This window comes from Sorangium sp. So ce296 (assembly GCF_051529605.1).
Classification (GTDB): domain Bacteria; phylum Myxococcota_A; class Polyangia; order Polyangiales; family Polyangiaceae; genus Sorangium; species Sorangium cellulosum_D.
Genome location: NZ_CP150325.1, coordinates 7,696,974 through 7,712,680 on the forward strand (window position 1 = coordinate 7,696,974; position 15,707 = coordinate 7,712,680).

Here is a 15,707-nt window from a genome sequence, read left to right on the forward strand (position 1 = left end):
CGGCTTGCCCGTTCGGCGCGGCGCGGGGCGCTGTCAGGCCGCCGGCACGCGGCCGCCACGGCCGCCACGGCCGCCACGGCCGCCGGCGCGGGCCCGCCGGCGCGGCCGACCGCGCGCGGCGGCCGGCTGCGCGTGGCCGCCCGCGGCGCCCGCCCGCGGGAGGGGCGCCGCCCGGCGCGTTGTTCACAGGAGGGCGCCGCCCGGCGCGCTGTTCAGGAGAACGGCCGCGCCGTGTGGGCGTGGTTCAGCGGGCCGTGGCCGTGGCCGAGCCCCGGCGCGGCGCGCATCGCCTCGCGGAGGTAGCGGCGCGCACGCGCGATCGCCGGGACGAGGGCGAGGCCCTGGGCAAGGCCGGCGGCGATGGCCGAGGCGAGCGTGCAGCCCGTGCCGTGGGTCGCGCGCGTCTCGATGCGCGCATCCTCGAACAGCTGCTCCCCCCCGGGGTGCCCGGAGGCGCCGGGCTCGGGCGCGGTCCGGAGGACGTCGACGACGACGGCGCCAGGGAGGTGGCCCCCCTTCAGCAGCACGGCGCGCGGGCCCATGGAGAGCAGCTGCGCGGCGGCGCGGCGCATCGCGTCCACGCTGTCGATGACCGTGCCGGTCAGCGCCTCGGCCTCGGGGATGTTCGGCGTGAGCAGCGCGGCGAGCGGCAAAAGCCGGCCGCGCAGGGCGCCCTCGGCGTCGGGCTTCAAGAGGCGCGCGCCCCCCTTGGCGACCATCACGGGGTCGACCACGAGCGGCGCGCCGCGGCCGAGGCGCTCGTAGACGCGCGCGACCTCGTCGATGACCTCGGCCGAGTGGAGCATGCCGGTCTTGATCGCGTCGGCGCCGATGTCGTCGAGCACGAGCTCCATCTGGCGGCCGATGAAGTCGGGCGGCACCGGGAACACGCCGGCGACGCCGCGGGTGTTCTGCGCGGTGAGCGCGGTGATCGCGGTCGCGCCGTACGCGTCGAGCGCCGTGACCGCCTTGAGATCCGCCTGGATGCCGGCGCCGCCGCCCGAGTCGGACCCGGCGACGATGAGGACGCGGCCCTTCATGGAGCCCCCGGGCCGCGGGGGGCGGCCAGCCATGTGTCGTTCATGAGCACCCGCCGCCGCGCGTCAATAGTGCCTGTCGAGGACCGCCGGATCGGTCGTTGTCGAGAACACCGTGTCGCAGCGACGGCACCGGTATTTCACCTTCGTCGGCCGCGCCGAAATCCCGAACGCGAGCTGGATGTACCCCACGACGCGGTATTCCGCCTCGGCGCTCACCATGTAGTGATCACGGCCGTGTCCGCAGGGGCACTGCACCGGCTCGGACGTCGTGCGGTTGCGGTAGGGCATGGAAGGTGTGCTTGGCGACATGCGTTTTCAGGGTAGTCTAGGGGGTCCGCGGCGGACGTCGAGGGGCGGCGCCGCGGAACAGGGCAGGCGGGGGGCGGGCGGCGTGAGCAGGGCGCTCGCGCGTGCCGGCGCCGCCTTGCGCGGCGGCCCCATCGAGAGACCGGCGCTTTGCGCCCCGCCGCGGACCGAATAGGACGTGCCGTCATGCGCGCCGCACTCCGCGCCGAGCAGCTGGTGAAGCGGTACGGCGACTTCACGGCCGTGGAGGGGATCGACCTCGCCGTGCACCCCGGGGAGATCGTCGGCCTGCTCGGGCCGAACGGCGCGGGCAAGACGACGACCCTGCGGATGCTCGCCGGCATCCTGTCGCCGACCGCCGGGCGCGTCCTCGTCGGCGGCGTCGACCTCGCCGCGAGGCCGCTCGAGGCGAAGCAGCGGATCGGCTTCCTCTCGGGCGACACCCAGCTCTACCAGCGGCTCACGCCCCGCGAGGTGCTCCGCTACTTCGGCCGGCTGTACGGCATGGGCGAGGCAGCGCTCTCGCGCCGCATCGACGCGCTCGTGGCCGACCTCGAGATGGACGCGTTCGCCTCGCGGCCGTGCAGCACGCTGTCGGCGGGGCAGAAGCAGCGCGCCAACATCGCGCGCGCCTTCCTCCACGAGCCCGAGGTGCTCATCCTCGACGAGCCGACGACCGCGCTCGACGTGATCAGCGGCCGCTTCATCGTCGAGTCGATCCGGCGCGAGCGCGCCGCGGGCAGGGCGGTCCTCTTCTCGACGCACATCATGGGCGAGGCCGAGTACCTGTGCGACCGGATCGCCCTCTTGCACGAGGGGCGCATCGCGGACAGCGGCGCGCTGCCGGAGCTCCTCGAGCGCACCGCCACCGCGAACCTGACCGACGCCTTCCTGTACCACGTGGAGCGGAGCCGCCCGCGCGAGGCGCGCGACGGGTCGGGGAGCGCCGGCGCGCCTGCTCCGGGAGGGCCCGCGCGGTGAGGCTCGCCATCGTCTGGACCATCCTGCGCAAGGAGCTCGTCGAGTCGCTGCGGGACCGGCGCACCCTCGTGCGCCTCGTCCTCGTGCCGATCCTCCTCTATCCGCTCTTCGCGCTCGCGATGAGCAAGCTCGTCGGCTCGGAGGCGGCGGCGCGCGAGGCGCGCTCGTCGCGGATCGCGGTGTGGGGCGAGCTGGCCGAGGGCCTCTCGACGCGGCTCTCGTCGGCGGCGAAGCTCGAGCTCGCGCCGTGGGCCGGCGCGCCGCCGGAGGTGCGCGAGGGGCTCCTCTCCGGGGCGCTCGCGCCGCCGGCGGACCCTCCGCCGCGAGCCGAGGAGGGGGCGCCCGGGGCCGAGGACCCGCGGCCGAGGTGGATCGAGCCGGACAACCCCGTGCTGGCCGCGGCGCGCGCCGCGGTGAGCGCGCGCGAGGTCGACGCGGTGCTCGTCCCGTGGCCGTCGCTGGGGGCCGAGCTCGGGCGCGGCGGGAAGGGCGCCGTCGCGATCTACTTCGACTCGGTGCGCGCCGACTCGGCCACGGCGGAGGCGCGCCTCGCGGCCGCGCTGCGGCGCGCCCGCGGCGCCATCGTCGCCGAGCGCGAGGCCGCGCGCGGACTGCCCGAGGGGTTCTCGATCGCCTACGACGTCGTGCCGCGCGACGTCGCGGAGGACAGCCGCAAGGTCGGCCAGATCCTCGGCTCGATGATGCCGATGATGCTGATCCTGATGTCGCTCCTCGGCAGCTTCCTTCCGGCGATCGACCTCACGGCGGGCGAGAAGGAGCGCGGCACGATGCAGACGCTGCTCTGCGCGCCGGTGCGATCTATCGAGATCATCTCGGGGAAGTTCCTGGCCGTGTGGATCATCTCGCTGCTCACGGCGCTCGGCAACGTGGTGAGCCTGTCGCTCACGGTGAGCCGGATGCTGCCGGACGTGATGGTCGTCGACCCCTGGATCTTCGCGCTGACGTTCGCGCTGCTCGTGCCGGTCACGCTCCTGTTCTCGGCGCTGTTCCTCGCCCTCGCCGTGTTCGCGAAGGACTTCAAGGACGGCCAGAACGCGCTCATGCCGGCGTACCTGCCGCTCTCGCTGCTCGCCGGCATCACGGCCCTGCCGGTGGTCGAGCTCAACCCGTGGACGGCTTACGCCCCGGTCCTCAACATCGCGGTGCTGATCAAGGCGCTGTTCGTTGGGGAGGCGCCGGTCGATCTCCTGTTCACGGCGCTCCTCTCCTCGGCGCTCTACGCCTGCCTCGCGCTCCTCTTCGCGGCGCGCGTCTTCGAGCGCGAGAACGTGCTGCTCGGCGGCCAGGAGTCGGCGCGCGCGGTGCTGGGCCTCCGGCGCCGGGCCGGCGGGGCGCCGTCGGCCGGGTTCTCGCTCGCGGCGTTCGCGGGCGTCCAGGTGCTCTTCTTCTACGGCAGCCTGCTCATCGCCCGCGCCAGCGTGGCGGTGCAGCTCGCGGTCTCGCAGGTCGGCTTCTTCCTCGCCCCGACGCTCGCGCTGGTCGCCGGCTTCGGCTACTCGCCGCGGGCGACGCTCGGCCTCCGGCGGCCCTCGGTCCGGGGCCTCGCCGGGGCGCTGCTCCTCGGGGCGTCGGCGTGGGCGGCGATCGGCGGCACCGTCCTCCGGTGGTTCCCCCCGCCCGAGCCGTTCGTCCGCGAGCTCGGCGAGCTCGTGCTGCTCGGCGGGCAGCCGTATCTGGTCGTGCTCCTGCTCGTCGCGGTGACGCCGGCCGTCTGCGAGGAGCTCTTGTTCCGCGGCCTCGTCTATGCGGGGCTGCGCCGCGCCGGGCCCGCCGTGGCGATCGGCGTCTCGGCGCTCCTCTTCGGGCTCGCGCACGGCTCGGTTTATCGGCTCCTGCCGACGCTCTCGCTCGGGCTCGTGCTCGGCTACGCGCGCCACCGCACCGGCTCGGTGCTGCCCGGCGCTCTGCTGCACGCCTTGAACAACGGGCTCGCGGTGTCGCTGCTCTATTTCAAGCCGCCGTCGGTGCAAGGGATCGTCGAGGGAGAGCTGCTGCCGTGGAGCGTGACGGCCGCAGCGGCGGTCGTCTCGCTGGCCGGGCTGCTCCTGCTCCGGTCGGCATCGCCGCGAGCGCCGGAAGAGGGCGAGCACCTCGGGGATGGGGAGCCGAGGGGGCCCTGAGGGCGGGAAGCAGGGAGAAAATCTGAACTAAAACAATATCTTGCTGCCTCCGTGGGGACGCTCCCGGCGAGGGCGAGCGCGACCGGCGCGGGAGAGGAGCGAGGCTGGCGGGTGCGGCGGTGGTGTGGGCCGTCGCGCGGAGATGGATGAATCGCGCGTCTTGCGCCGGTCGCCCGCTGGAGTACGGACATCGATGTGCACGCACGCTCTCTTGCGGGGCTCGTTGCGGCGGCGGTGATCTCCGCGCTGTCCTGCTCGCCCGGCGGCCCCACGCTCGCGGACCTCGGTGGAACCGCGCTGATGGCGCCCCCGGCGCCGGCCCTCGCGGGCGGAGCGCCGGCCCTCGCGGGCGCAGCGCCGGTGGACGCCGGCGGGCCGCCGACCCTGGCGGAGCCAGCGCCCGCCATCGCCGGCGGAGCTCCCGCGGCGTCACCGGCGGCGTCGCCGGGATGGGCCGGCCCCTGGGTCGAGCAGCTCGCCGACGCCGCCGGCCTGCGCGAGCGGCCGCCGCGGGCGCAGCGCCAGTGGAACCACATCGCCGCGGCCGCAGGCGCGGATTGCCGCGACGCGCTCAAGCAATCCGGCGCGCGGTTCCAGGCGCTGCCGGACGTCGCGAAGCCCAACAAGAAGGGGTGCGGCATCCCGCACGGCGTGCTGCTGACGCGCGGCCCGACCGGCATCGTTTACTCGCCGCCGCTGCAGGTCGATTGCTCGCTCGCCCTCCGGCTGGCCGATATCGAGCGCGTGATCCAGGAAGAGGCAGAGACGCACCTGGGCTCGCCGATCGCCCGCATCAGCACCCTGGGGAGCTACGCCTGCAGGGAAGTCGTCGGCAGGATGCGTAGGTGGAGCGAGGGGCTGAGCGAGCACTCGTTCGGCAATGCATTCGATATCTCGCGCTTCTCGCCGAAGCGCGGGCGCGCGATCAGCGTGCTCCGCGATTACGTGCTTTACGGGAGCGACCCGACCACCCGCGAGGGGCACTTTCTCCGGGGCGTGACCCGCCGCCTCCGCGCCGAGGGGGCGGCCGCGCGCGTCCTCGGGCCGGACTTCGATGCGAGCCACCGGGACCACCTGCACGTCGATTGCGGCACGCCGCGCTGGTACTGAGCCGCGGGCGCGCGCCTCAGGGCTGCCGCGGCCTCGCGGCGCCGGCCTACTTTGCGGCCATCACCAACGGATGGAGCGAATGCCATGCAGGACGCCTCAATGGTTGGGCTGGGCGCGATAGCGACGTCGGCCCGCAGGAGAGCGGCTCTGGCGTGGAGTGGACCTCTCGATGGGTCAGCGCGAGACGAGGGCAGGCGGCCCCGCGCTCACCCGGTTCAGGCCCGCAGCTCGAGGATGCGCACGTCGTACGGCGCGAGCTCCACGGCGTGGACCCTGGACTTGCCGCCCAGCTCGGTCAGGTGGCCCGAGGCCGCGACGGGCTTGACCGAGAGCGGCGCGTCGGCCTGGCTGACCAGGAACACGAAGCGCCGGCCGTCCCGGTGGCGCAGGGTGTCGGCCGCGACGCGCGGGTCGTCCACGGTCACCGGCCGACGCACGCCGGCGAGCGCGGCGAGCGCGTCGTAAAGGCGGTAGGTCGGCTCCGGGTTGACCCGCGGGGTCGCCGCGGCGAAGTGCTCGATCGGGTAGGTGCAGAGCACGACGCTGCCGCTGCCGACCCGGCGCCGCAGCAGCGCCGGCCGGCCGCGCTGGTCGACCGCGACGACCTCCGCGCCCCGGGGCCGCACCGGCAGGTAAGCGCGGCTGTGCTCGGTGCCGGCGACCGGGAACGCGAGCGTTGTGCCCTCCGCGATCGTGCCGAACCCGCGCTCGAAGGTGAGCTGCACGCGATCGTCCTCGATCGGATCGACCATCCCGTAGCGCAGCTGATGCTCGACGCCGAACATCGCGTTGAGGTGCGCGTACCACGGCCCGCGCTGCGACCCGTGCGTGCCGTGGGAGTACGACGCGTAGACCACCGCGCCGCCCGAGGCCAGCCGCTCCAGGAGATGCCAGCTGGGCGCCGTCAGCTGCTTGGCCGACGGCAGGAGATACAGCCGGCAGTCCTCGGCGATCCCGTCCCGCTCGCGGGTCAGCCCGACCGGCAGATCCGCCTCCTTCGCGGCGATGTAGGCCTGCCGCAGCGTCGTGAACAGGTAGCTGCGATCCTCGGCCTCAGTGAACGGAAACGCGCCCTCCAGGTACGACGGCACGATCAGCGCCGCGTCGGCCGGCTCTCGCTCGCAGCCGAGGACGTCGATGTCGGCGAGCACCCGGGCGAAGCGCGCCATCTCCTCGAGCTGCGGCTTGGGGCGGCCCTCGGTCGTCGTCAGCCCGAAATGGAGCTCGAACGGGTGATGCCGGTAGGGATCCTGGTCGATGAGGTCGAAATCGGTGTTGTTCCAGCCGATCCAGCCGGTGGCGCCGGCGAGCAGGGTGTTGTGGAGGACCTGCCGGTAGTAGTGCGCGGCGTTCTCGTCGGAGACGAAGCTCGAGGACACCCCGAACTCCTCCAGCACGACCGGCTTGCCGAGGAAGCCCGTGAGCTCGCAGATGAACGCCGCCCCGTAGTGCTGGCGGACCAGGTCGTTCTCCATGCGGTACACGTGCGGGCCGAGGAAATCGACGAGCGCCCCGAGGTCGCGCACCGAGAACCCGTTGTCGTTGCCGGTGACCTCGATGCCCCACGCGCCGTCGCCGATCGAGATCGGCTCGCTCGCCCCGCCGGCCCGCAATCCCTGCACGACCAGGCTCGCCCAGCTCGTGACCGTCTCGCGGACCGAGCGCTCGCGCTCGCCGTAGATCGGCATCTCGTTGGAGACGAGCCAGCCGGTCACCGCCGGGTGGCCCGCGAAGCGCCGCGCCATCTGCTCGGCGAACCACGCTTGCCGGGCCACCATCCACACGTCCCCGTACAGATCGCGCCCGCGCCGCCAGACCGGGTCCCAGTTCTCGCCGGACATGTGGCCGACGAGGAGGGTCGGAATGGTGGTCATCCCCGCCTCCACGTGCGCCTCGAGAAAATCGCCGTAGCGCTCCGCGCAGCCCTCGTCGATCCGGTCGGGCTCCGGCATGAAGTGGGGCCAGTAGAAGAACGACCGCGTCATCGTGAGGCCGTGCTCGGCGAGCACCCGGAGCTCCTCGCGGACCAGGGCCGGATCGTAGCTCTGCCACATGAGCGGGCCGCCGCGCCTCGACCAGAAATTGGCCCCGAGCCAGGCGACGGCCTGTTGACGAACAGCGACTTTGGCGAAATTGCGATGCATAGTCCTCACGTCCCGATCACGCTACTTAATCGGTTCAGTATGCGCTCCGCAAGGGAGGAACGCACCGGCGGCGGCGCCGGGCCGGATCAGGCGCGGGGGGGCGGCGCGGTGCTGCCCCGGGTCGCGAGCGTCGGCGCGCTGCACTCGACGTCGTCGATCGGCTCGCCGGCCACCAGGCGGAGGAGCAGCGCGGCGGCGCGGGAGCCGTGCTCGGCGATGTTGCGGCGCACCGCGGTCAGGGCGGGGTGCACGAGCTGGCACAGCGCCGAGTCGTCCCAGGCCACGATCGAGAGGCGCTCGGGCACGGGGACCCGCATCTCCTGGGCGACGGCGAGCGCGGCCACGGCCATCACGTCGTTGTCGAAGACGATGGCCGTGGGCGGCGTGGCCCCCGCGAGCAGCCGCCGCGTGGCCTGACCCCCCGCCTCGCCCGTGTAGTCCGCGTGGACCGTCTGCACGCGCTCGATCCGCCGCTGGCGGGCGGCCGCGCTGAACGCCTTCGTGCGCAGCGCGGTGTGCATGAACTCCGCGGGGCCGGCGACCCGCGCGATCGACCGGTGCCCCAGCGCGGCCAGGTAGTCGACCACCGCGCGCATCGCGCTCGCGTCGTCGCTCCACACGCCGGAGAGCCGCCCCTTGCCCGTCGGCCCGCCGACCACCACCGCCGGGAGCTTCAGCTCCTCGACCAGCTTCACGCGCGGATCGCCCTCGCAGAGATCGACCAGGATCACCCCGTCCACCCGCCGCTCCGCCCACCAGCGGCGGTACGTCTCCAGCTCGGCCGCGCGATCGTCGGTCACCTTGAGCAGCAGCGCCTCCGCCTTCTCGGACAGCTCCGCCTCGATGCCCGAGATGAGCTGCATGAAGAACGGCTCGATGCCGAGCGTGTGCGCGGGCCGATCGATGACCAGGCCGACGGCGCTGGCCCGGCCGTCGGAGAGCGCGCGCGCCGCGTTGCTCGGCTGCCAGCCGAGCTCCGCCGCGATGGCGAGGATCCGCTCGCGCGTCGGCTCCGACACGCCGGGCCTGCCGTTCAGCGCATAGGAGACCGCTCCCTTGGACACCCCGGCACGCCACGCGATGTCCGTGATCGTCGGACGCTTCACGCCTCACCTCCGCTCCAGCCGGTGGAGCGCGCCTCTCGTGTGGACCTGCTCCGCCGCATGGCCCCGCTTGGATAGCACGGCGGCCCGCGGGCGAGCCTCGCGCCGCGCAGGGCCGCGCGCCGCCCGAGGCCTGCGCAGCCGCTCCCACACCCCCTCCCAGCGCAGGCGCCGCGGGCGAGGGGGCCCGCTGCCCCCCCGCGCGGCGTCCCGGTCGGCGCGCCGAGATCCGCCGCGCGGGGGATGGGGGAGCCGCCTCCGCCCCCGGCGGACGCCGTGTCCGCTGAACCGGTTCAGCCTGGCGGGCCGGTTCGTCTGTCGCGGCAGGCGCCGCTCACGCCACTTCCAGGAGCTCGCGCTCGGTGATGCCGAGCAGGAAGAGGATGGCGTCGAGGCCGCTCGCGGACAGCGACGTGTCCGCGGCCTCCCGCAGCTTGGGCTTCGCGCGGAACGCGACGCCGAGCCCGGCGCGCTGGAGCATCAGGAGGTCGTTGGCGCCGTCGCCCACGGCGATGGTCTGATCGAGCAGCACGCCTTCGGCCTGCGCGATGGTCTCGAGCAGCTCCGCCTTGCGCTGCGCGTTGACGATGGGCCCGGTCACCCGGCCGGTGAGCTTCCCGCCCTCGACCTCCAGCGAGTTCGAGTAGGCGTAGTCGATCCCCAGCCGGGCCTTGAGCGCCTCCGCCGCGATCGAGAAGCCGCCCGAGATCACCGCGGTCCGGTAGCCGAGCCGCCTCAGCACGCGGACGAGCGTCTCGGCGCCCTCGGTGATGGGGAGCTCGGCGGCGAGCTTCCGGAGCACGCCGACGTCGAGGCCGCGGAGCAGCGAGAGCCGCTGGCGGAGCGACTCGTCGTAATCCATCTCCCCCTGCATCGCCCGCTCGGTGATCTTCGCGACCTGCTCCGCCACGCCCTTTTCGCGCGCGAGCTCGTCGATGACCTCGATGCGGATGAGCGTCGAGTCCATGTCCATCACGACGAGCCGCTTGCTCCGGCGGAAGAGGCCCTCGCGCTGCAGGGCGAGGTCGAAGCTGTTCTGCATGGCGAGCGCCAGGAGGGCCCGCTTGAGCGCGTCGGCCTCCTCCTCGCGCTGGAGCAGCACCTGGATCTCCACGGACGACAGGCGCTCGACCGACAGGCGCGCGATCTTCTCGATGTTCGCGCCGTGGCGCGCGAGCGTGGAGGCCACGTCGTGCAGCTGCTTCGCGCCGAGCTCCCGCCCGATGGCCGTCACCACGTAGCGGCTCCCCGGGGCGCGCGGCGGCGCGCCGCCGTCGAGGGGCTTGAAGTCGAGCGCCACGCCGAGCTCCTTCGCCGCGAACAGGAGCTCTTTGAGCCCGCTGCGCGTCTCCGGGAAGAGCGCGAGCAGCGCGAGGTTCAGGTTGCCGTGCACCACCACCTGCTCGATGTCGAGCAGCGTGGCGCCGATGTCGCTGAGGACGCCGGTGAGCCGGGCGGTGATGCCCGGGAGGTCCCTGCCGGTGACGGTGACGAGGATGGGATCGGAGGCGGCCATCGCGCGCCCCTTATCAGGGCCGCGCCGCAGGGTCGACGCCGATCCCCCGCGACGTCCGGAAGCCCGGAAGAGCGCCTGTCGCCGCGGAGCCGGGCTCCGTCGCCGTCACCGGTATCGCCCGCGTCCCCGCGCCGCCGCCGCGCGCCCGCCGCCGCTCGCCCCCGCGCCCGCGCTCGCGCGCCCGCCGCCGCTCGCCCCCGCGCCCGCGCGCCCGCCGTTCGGCTTGGCGCCCGCCGCCGCGCCCCGCCGGCTCGCCGTTCGCCCGGAGCGCGCCGGCTTCTCCTCGGCCGCCTCGCGCGCGACGCCCGCCTCCCCGTCGCCCTGCTGGGCCTTGAGCTGGCGGAGCTGGTCGCGCAGCCGCGCCGCCTTCTCGAACTCGAGGTTCTCCGCCGCCGCGAACATCTCCTGCCGGAGCGCGTCGATCTGGTCGACAAGGTCCATCGCGGCGCGCGCCGCCTCGGCCGCGGGCTTCGCCGGGCCCTTCGGCACGGCGTAGTAGTCGCGCGTGCCCGACGTGGGCGACAGGTCGAGGATCGCCTTCTTCACCGTGGCCGGCGTGATGCCGTGCTCCTTGTTGTACGCCTCCTGGATCGCGCGCCGCCGGGTCGTCTCGTCCATCGCGCGCTTCATCGCGTCGGTGATGCGATCGGCGTACATCACGACCTCGCCGTGCACGTTGCGGGCGGCGCGGCCGATCGTCTGGATGAGCGAGCGCGGGCTCCGGAGGAAGCCCTCCTTGTCGGCGTCGAGGATCGCGACCAGCGACACCTCCGGCAGATCGAGCCCCTCGCGCAGGAGGTTGATGCCGACCAGCACGTCGAACTCGCCGCGCCGGAGATCGCGGAGGATCTCCACGCGCTGGAGCGTGTCGACGTCCGAGTGCAGGTACCGGACCCGGATGCCGAGCTCGGTGTAGTACTCGGTCAGATCCTCGGCCATCCGCTTGGTCAGCGTCGTGACGAGCACGCGGTCGCCGCGGCTCACCCGATCCCGGATGCGCGCGAGCAGGTCGTCGACCTGCCCGGACACCGGCCGGATGTGGATCTGCGGATCGATGAGCCCGGTCGGCCGGATGATCTGCTCGACGACCGCGCCGGCCGACTTCTGCAGCTCGTAGTCGCCGGGCGTCGCGCTCACGAAGAGGACCTGGGCGTAGTGCTGCTCGAACTCCTCGAACTTGAGCGGCCGGTTGTCGAGCGCGCTCGGGAGCCGGAACCCGTACTCGACGAGCGTCTCCTTCCGCGCCCGGTCCCCCCGGAACATCGCCCCGACCTGCGGGACGGTCTGGTGCGACTCGTCGATGATGAGGAGGAAATCCTTCGGGAAATAGTCGATCAGCGTGGGCGGGGGCTCGCCGGGCTTCCGGCCCGAGAGGTGGCGCGAGTAGTTCTCGATGCCGTTGCAGAACCCCATCTGCTCCAGCATCTCGAGGTCGTACATCGTGCGCTGCTCGATCCGCTGCTTCTCGAGGAAGCGCACGGCCTTGTCGTAGAAGTCGATGCGCTCGCGCAGCTCCTCCCGGATCGCCTGGATCGCGAGCCGGAGCTGCTGCTGCTCGGTGACGTAGTGGGAGCCGGGGAAGACCGCGTAGCGGTCGAGCTGGCCTACCACCTTGCCGCGGACGGGGTCGACCTCCTTGATCGCCTCGATCTCGTCGCCGAAGAACTCGACCCGGATCGCGAGCGACTCCTCGTAGGCGGGGAAGATCTCGACGACGTCCCCGCGGACGCGGAACGTGCCGCGGTGGAAGTCGACGTCGTTGCGCGTGTACTGGATGTCGACGAGCCGCCGCAGGAGCTCGTCGCGGCGGATCTCGGTGCCGCGCTCGAGCTTGATCAGGAGCCCGTGGTAGCTCTCGGCCGAGCCGATGCCGTAGATGCAGCTCACCGAGGCGACGATGATCACGTCCGGGCGCGAGAGCAGCGCGTGCGTCGCCGCGTGGCGCATGCGGTCGATCGCGTCGTTGATGATCGCGTCCTTCTCGATGTACGTGTCGCTCGTCGGGACGTAGGCCTCGGGCTGGTAGTAGTCGTAGTAGCTGACGAAATAGTGGACGGCGTTGTTGGGGAAGAGCTCCCTCATCTCACCGTAGAGCTGGGCCGCCAGCGTCTTGTTCGGCGCCATGATGAGGGTCGGCTTCTGCAGCTTCTCGATCACCTTGGCGGCGGTGAACGTCTTGCCGCTGCCCGTGACGCCGAGGAGGACCTGGAAGGTCTCGCCCTGCTCGAAAGCGGAGCAGATCTCCTGGAGCGCGCGAGGCTGGTCACCGCACGGCTTGAAATCGGAGACGAGCTCGAAGTTTGTGGGCATGGAGCGGAGGACCCTAGTGCGGCGAGGGCCTCCTCGCAACCTCCGGCGCGGTCACGGCCCGCTCCACGCCCCAGAGGCCCCAGAGGTCCGGCCTCGTCGGTGCACCAACCACCGGCCGACCGAAAATTGTCGGCCAGCTGTCGGCCGTGGTCGGACACCGACCACGGCCGCACGCGCGCGGGGTGGTGGCGGTGGTGGCGGTGGCGGCGGTGGCGAGGTGAAGTGCCTGGGGCGATGCGGCCGGGCAGAGCAGGAGGCGCTTGACGGCGGGGCGGGGCTGGCGGATTCTAGGCGCTGCCGCGTCGTTGTGACGTGAGCCGAACACGGAGGTCGGGTCATGAGTGGGAATACACAGCACACCCATTGCGCCGCCGCCGTCGTCTCCGCCGCGGCCAGCTGAGCTCGTCTCCACGCTGTCGTGAAGGCGTGCGCGCGCCCTGATCGGCGCGCGTTCGTCCTGCGCTGCGCGCGCCTCGCAGGGCATCCGCCCTGGCCGGGCGCGCCCTCCGGCGTGACGTCCTGACGGTCGACGAGCTCCGCCCCGCGGCGGCCCCGCGCGTGGAATGGCCGGCGCGGGCGCGCTTGCGCGCCGCCGCGCCCTTGTCCGTCGATCGCCGCGCGCCGCAGCTCGCGCCGCGCGGCCGAACGCCATGGAGCGCTCGTCCGTCATGCATATCGACTCCGATTTTTCCGTTGATCCGTCATCGCAGAACGAACCGCGGCCCGATCTGATCGGGCTCGGATGGACTCCCTTCTTCGCGAGCCAGCTCGCGTCCCTGGAGGAGGCCGTGCAGCCGGCGCGCGTCCTCCTCGCCTCCGCCTCGCGGCACCACGTGCAGACCGCGGACGGCCCGCGCCTCGCGGTGGTCAGCGGGCGCCTCGCGCACGAGGCCGCGGGCCGCGCGGCGCTGCCCACCGTCGGCGACTGGGTGGGGCTCAGGCCCGGCGACGGCGCCGGGCCCGCGTACATCGTGCACACGTTCGCGCGGAATACGTGCCTGCGGCGCAAGGCCGCGGGCCCCGCGATGGAGGCGCAGGTGCTCGCGGCGAACGTCGACAAGGTGTTCATCGTCACGTCGCTGAACGCCGACTTCAACGTGCGCCGCCTGGAGCGGTACATCGAGGCGGTCATCGACAGCGGCGCCCGCCCGGTGCTCGTCCTCAACAAGGCGGATGTCTGCCCCGATCCGGGGCGGTTCATCGACGCCGCGCGGGAGGTCGCGCCCGCCGCGCCGGTCGCGCTGGTCAGCGCCCTGTCCGGCGCCGGACTCGACGCGCTCCGCGCCGAGATCGGGGCCGGGGAGACCATCGCCCTCGTCGGCTCGTCCGGCGTGGGGAAGTCGGCGCTCAGCAACCGCCTGCTCGGCGTGGAGGTGCAGCGCGAGGGGGCGATCCGGGCGTCGGACGAGCGCGGCCGCCACACGACCGCCCACCGGGAGCTCTTCGTGATGCCCGGCGGCGGCCTCCTCATCGACACGCCGGGCGTGCGGGAGCTCGGCCTCTGGTCCGACGACGGCGCGGCGCCCGCGGGCTTCGACGACGTCGAGGCCCACGCCGCGGCCTGCCGCTTCCGGGACTGCAGCCATGACGGCGAGCCCGGGTGCGCGGTGCTGCGCGCCATCGAGGAGGGCGAGCTCGATCCGGAGCGCCTCGGCGCGTACCGGAAGCTCGGGGCGGAGCGGCGCTACCTCGCCCGGCAGCAGGACGTGCGCGCGAAGCTCGAGGAGAAGCGGCGCTGGAAGCAGATCTCGAAGCGGATGCGCGCGAATCCGAAGCAATAGAGCGATCCGTCGCTGGAATCGCCAGGACGCCAGGAACGCCGGGGGGAACATGAGATCTCCTGGCGTTCCTGGCGCTTCTTTCCGTATCTGCTCTCGACCCTGACACGCTCTCCGGCGGGGGACCTCCCCGTGCGGAGGGATCCTCCGCACGAGCTTTGACCCTCTGTCACGCGGAGCGCGCGCCCGCGGCAAGCCGGCCCTTCGCGGCCCCCCGCAGCGCGTGGACGATCCCGTCTTGCAACGACCCGAACGTCGCGACCCCGTCGAGGTCGGCCCCGATCTCGACGAGCGCCCTCGCCACGTCCGGGCGGATGCCGCTGAGCAGCACCCGCGCCCCGAGGAGCCGCGCCGCGCCGACCGAGCGGATGAGCCCGTGCACGGCCTGCTGATCCACGGTGCGCACCCCGGTGATGTCGAGGATGACCATGCTGGCGGCCCGCTCGGAGAGCGCCTGCAGCAGCGACTCGGTCATCCGCGACAGCCGCTGCTCGTCGAGCGAGCCGACGAGCGGGACCACCATGATCCCGCCGGTGATGGGGATGATCGGCGTCGAGAGCTCCTCGACGAGGACCGTCTGCCGGTGGACCGCCTCGCGGAGCCGCCAGCGCTCCTCGTCCGCCCGCTTGCTCTCGGTGAGGTCCCGCGCCACGCAGACGAGCCCGTGGACCTGCCCGCCGTCGGTCCGCATGACCGAGGCGAGGAACGACACGGCGACGGCGCGCCCGTCCTTGCGCAGACAGACCCTCTCGTCGCGCGCGCCGCCAGCGTCGATGAGCGCGCCGGCCGAGAGCCCGGGGAACACGACGTCGAGCGGCCTGCCGACGAGCTCTTCCCGGGTATACCCCGAGAGGTCGCAGGCGGCCTGGTTGACGCTCCGGATCCCGCTGTCGCCGTCGGCCACGACGAGGAGGTCGAGCATCGATTCGATGATGCCCGTCACGTACGTCTTGGAGACCGTCGAGCCCGCGAGCTCCTCGCCGAGCATGTTCAGCCCGGCCGCCATGCCGTCGATCAGATCGTTCCTGTCGCTGACAGGCGCCTTCCTGGCGTAATTGAACCCGACGAGCGCGACGACGACCTCCATGAGCTCTTCCAGCCGCTGGCTCAGCTCGTCCTCGGCCGGGCGCGGCGCCGCGAGCGGGGCCGCGAGCGATCGCAGCGCGGAGAGGGCCTGATCGAGCGGATCCGCCCCGAAGGCCGGCGGCAGGGCGCCGCGCCGCTCGGCCGGGAGCAGGCGCAGCACGAGCTCGCAGAGCTCGGCCACGCGTGGATCGT

The 15,707-nt window shown here is 73.1% G+C and carries 11 protein-coding genes; 4 read left to right on the forward strand and 7 right to left on the reverse strand.

Translation table 11 applies throughout. The features are described 5' to 3' along the window. Window positions 1–212: 212 nt before the first annotated feature. Together thiD and WME98_RS28505 are read right to left on the reverse strand one after the other, a co-directional pair. Window positions 213–1,040: a bifunctional hydroxymethylpyrimidine kinase/phosphomethylpyrimidine kinase gene (gene thiD / locus WME98_RS28500; protein ID WP_061621842.1), complete on the reverse strand. Its 828-nt coding sequence runs from the start codon at window positions 1,038–1,040 to the stop codon at window positions 213–215. 63 nt (window positions 1,041–1,103) lie between these two features. After that, window positions 1,104–1,328 (reverse strand): hypothetical protein, encoded by a 225-nt coding sequence (locus WME98_RS28505; protein ID WP_437944895.1) that lies wholly within the window; start codon window positions 1,326–1,328, stop codon window positions 1,104–1,106. Window positions 1,329–1,532: 204 nt separating this feature from the next. On the opposite strand from WME98_RS28505, the gene WME98_RS28510 reads away from it, so the two are divergent. From WME98_RS28510 to WME98_RS28520, 3 genes are all read left to right on the forward strand, one after another. Then, window positions 1,533–2,327, forward strand: a complete 795-nt coding sequence (locus WME98_RS28510; RefSeq protein WP_437944896.1) for an ABC transporter ATP-binding protein — start codon at window positions 1,533–1,535, stop codon at window positions 2,325–2,327. Then, window positions 2,324–4,468 (forward strand): ABC transporter permease subunit/CPBP intramembrane protease, encoded by a 2,145-nt coding sequence (locus WME98_RS28515; RefSeq protein ID WP_437944897.1) that lies wholly within the window; start codon window positions 2,324–2,326, stop codon window positions 4,466–4,468. Before WME98_RS28510 ends, WME98_RS28515 begins: the two co-directional genes overlap by 4 nt. Window positions 4,469–4,702: 234 nt before the next feature. Next, on the forward strand, window positions 4,703–5,578 hold the full coding sequence (locus tag WME98_RS28520; RefSeq protein ID WP_437944898.1) for an extensin-like domain-containing protein: 876 nt from the start codon (window positions 4,703–4,705) through the stop codon (window positions 5,576–5,578). Between the two features lie 215 nt (window positions 5,579–5,793). On the opposite strand, the gene WME98_RS28525 is transcribed toward WME98_RS28520, so the two are convergent. The 4 genes from WME98_RS28525 to uvrB all read right to left on the reverse strand — a co-directional run bounded on the left by WME98_RS28525 (window position 5,794) and on the right by uvrB (window position 12,651). Beyond that, window positions 5,794–7,722, reverse strand: a complete 1,929-nt coding sequence (locus WME98_RS28525; protein ID WP_437944899.1) for a glycoside hydrolase 5 family protein — start codon at window positions 7,720–7,722, stop codon at window positions 5,794–5,796. An 86-nt stretch (window positions 7,723–7,808) separates the two neighbouring features. Then, window positions 7,809–8,828, reverse strand: coding sequence for a LacI family DNA-binding transcriptional regulator (locus WME98_RS28530; RefSeq protein WP_020732885.1), 1,020 nt, complete (start codon window positions 8,826–8,828; stop codon window positions 7,809–7,811). Window positions 8,829–9,159: 331 nt separating this feature from the next. Then, the gene (gene serB, locus WME98_RS28535; RefSeq protein WP_437944900.1) at window positions 9,160–10,341 is read right to left on the reverse strand and encodes a phosphoserine phosphatase SerB; all 1,182 of its coding nucleotides are present in this window, start codon (window positions 10,339–10,341) and stop codon (window positions 9,160–9,162) included. A gap of 105 nt (window positions 10,342–10,446) precedes the next feature. After that, entirely contained in the window at window positions 10,447–12,651 is a 2,205-nt protein-coding gene (gene uvrB, locus WME98_RS28540) for an excinuclease ABC subunit UvrB (RefSeq protein ID WP_437944901.1), read from the reverse strand. Window positions 12,652–13,319: 668 nt separating this feature from the next. Here uvrB and rsgA point away from each other — a divergent pair. Next, window positions 13,320–14,432, forward strand: a complete 1,113-nt coding sequence (gene rsgA, locus WME98_RS28545; RefSeq protein WP_437944902.1) for a ribosome small subunit-dependent GTPase A — start codon at window positions 13,320–13,322, stop codon at window positions 14,430–14,432. Window positions 14,433–14,598: 166 nt separating this feature from the next. On the opposite strand, the gene WME98_RS28550 is transcribed toward rsgA, so the two are convergent. Beyond that, window positions 14,599–15,696, reverse strand: coding sequence for a PAS domain S-box protein (locus WME98_RS28550; protein WP_437944903.1), 1,098 nt, complete (start codon window positions 15,694–15,696; stop codon window positions 14,599–14,601). Window positions 15,697–15,707: the final 11 nt, after the last annotated feature.

Excerpts from the sequence above, each read along its gene's own strand:
- thiD (WP_061621842.1), bottom strand. The coding sequence starts at position 1,040 with ATGAAGGGCCGCGTCCTCATCGTCGCCGGGTCCGACTCGGGCGGCGGC.
- WME98_RS28505 (WP_437944895.1), bottom strand. The coding sequence starts at position 1,328 with ATGCCCTACCGCAACCGCACGACGTCCGAGCCGGTGCAGTGCCCCTGC.
- WME98_RS28510 (WP_437944896.1), top strand. The coding sequence starts at position 1,533 with ATGCGCGCCGCACTCCGCGCCGAGCAGCTGGTGAAGCGGTACGGCGAC.
- WME98_RS28525 (WP_437944899.1), bottom strand. The coding sequence starts at position 7,722 with ATGCATCGCAATTTCGCCAAAGTCGCTGTTCGTCAACAGGCCGTCGCC.
- serB (WP_437944900.1), bottom strand. The coding sequence starts at position 10,341 with ATGGCCGCCTCCGATCCCATCCTCGTCACCGTCACCGGCAGGGACCTC.
- uvrB (WP_437944901.1), bottom strand. The coding sequence starts at position 12,651 with ATGCCCACAAACTTCGAGCTCGTCTCCGATTTCAAGCCGTGCGGTGAC.
- rsgA (WP_437944902.1), top strand. The coding sequence starts at position 13,320 with ATGCATATCGACTCCGATTTTTCCGTTGATCCGTCATCGCAGAACGAA.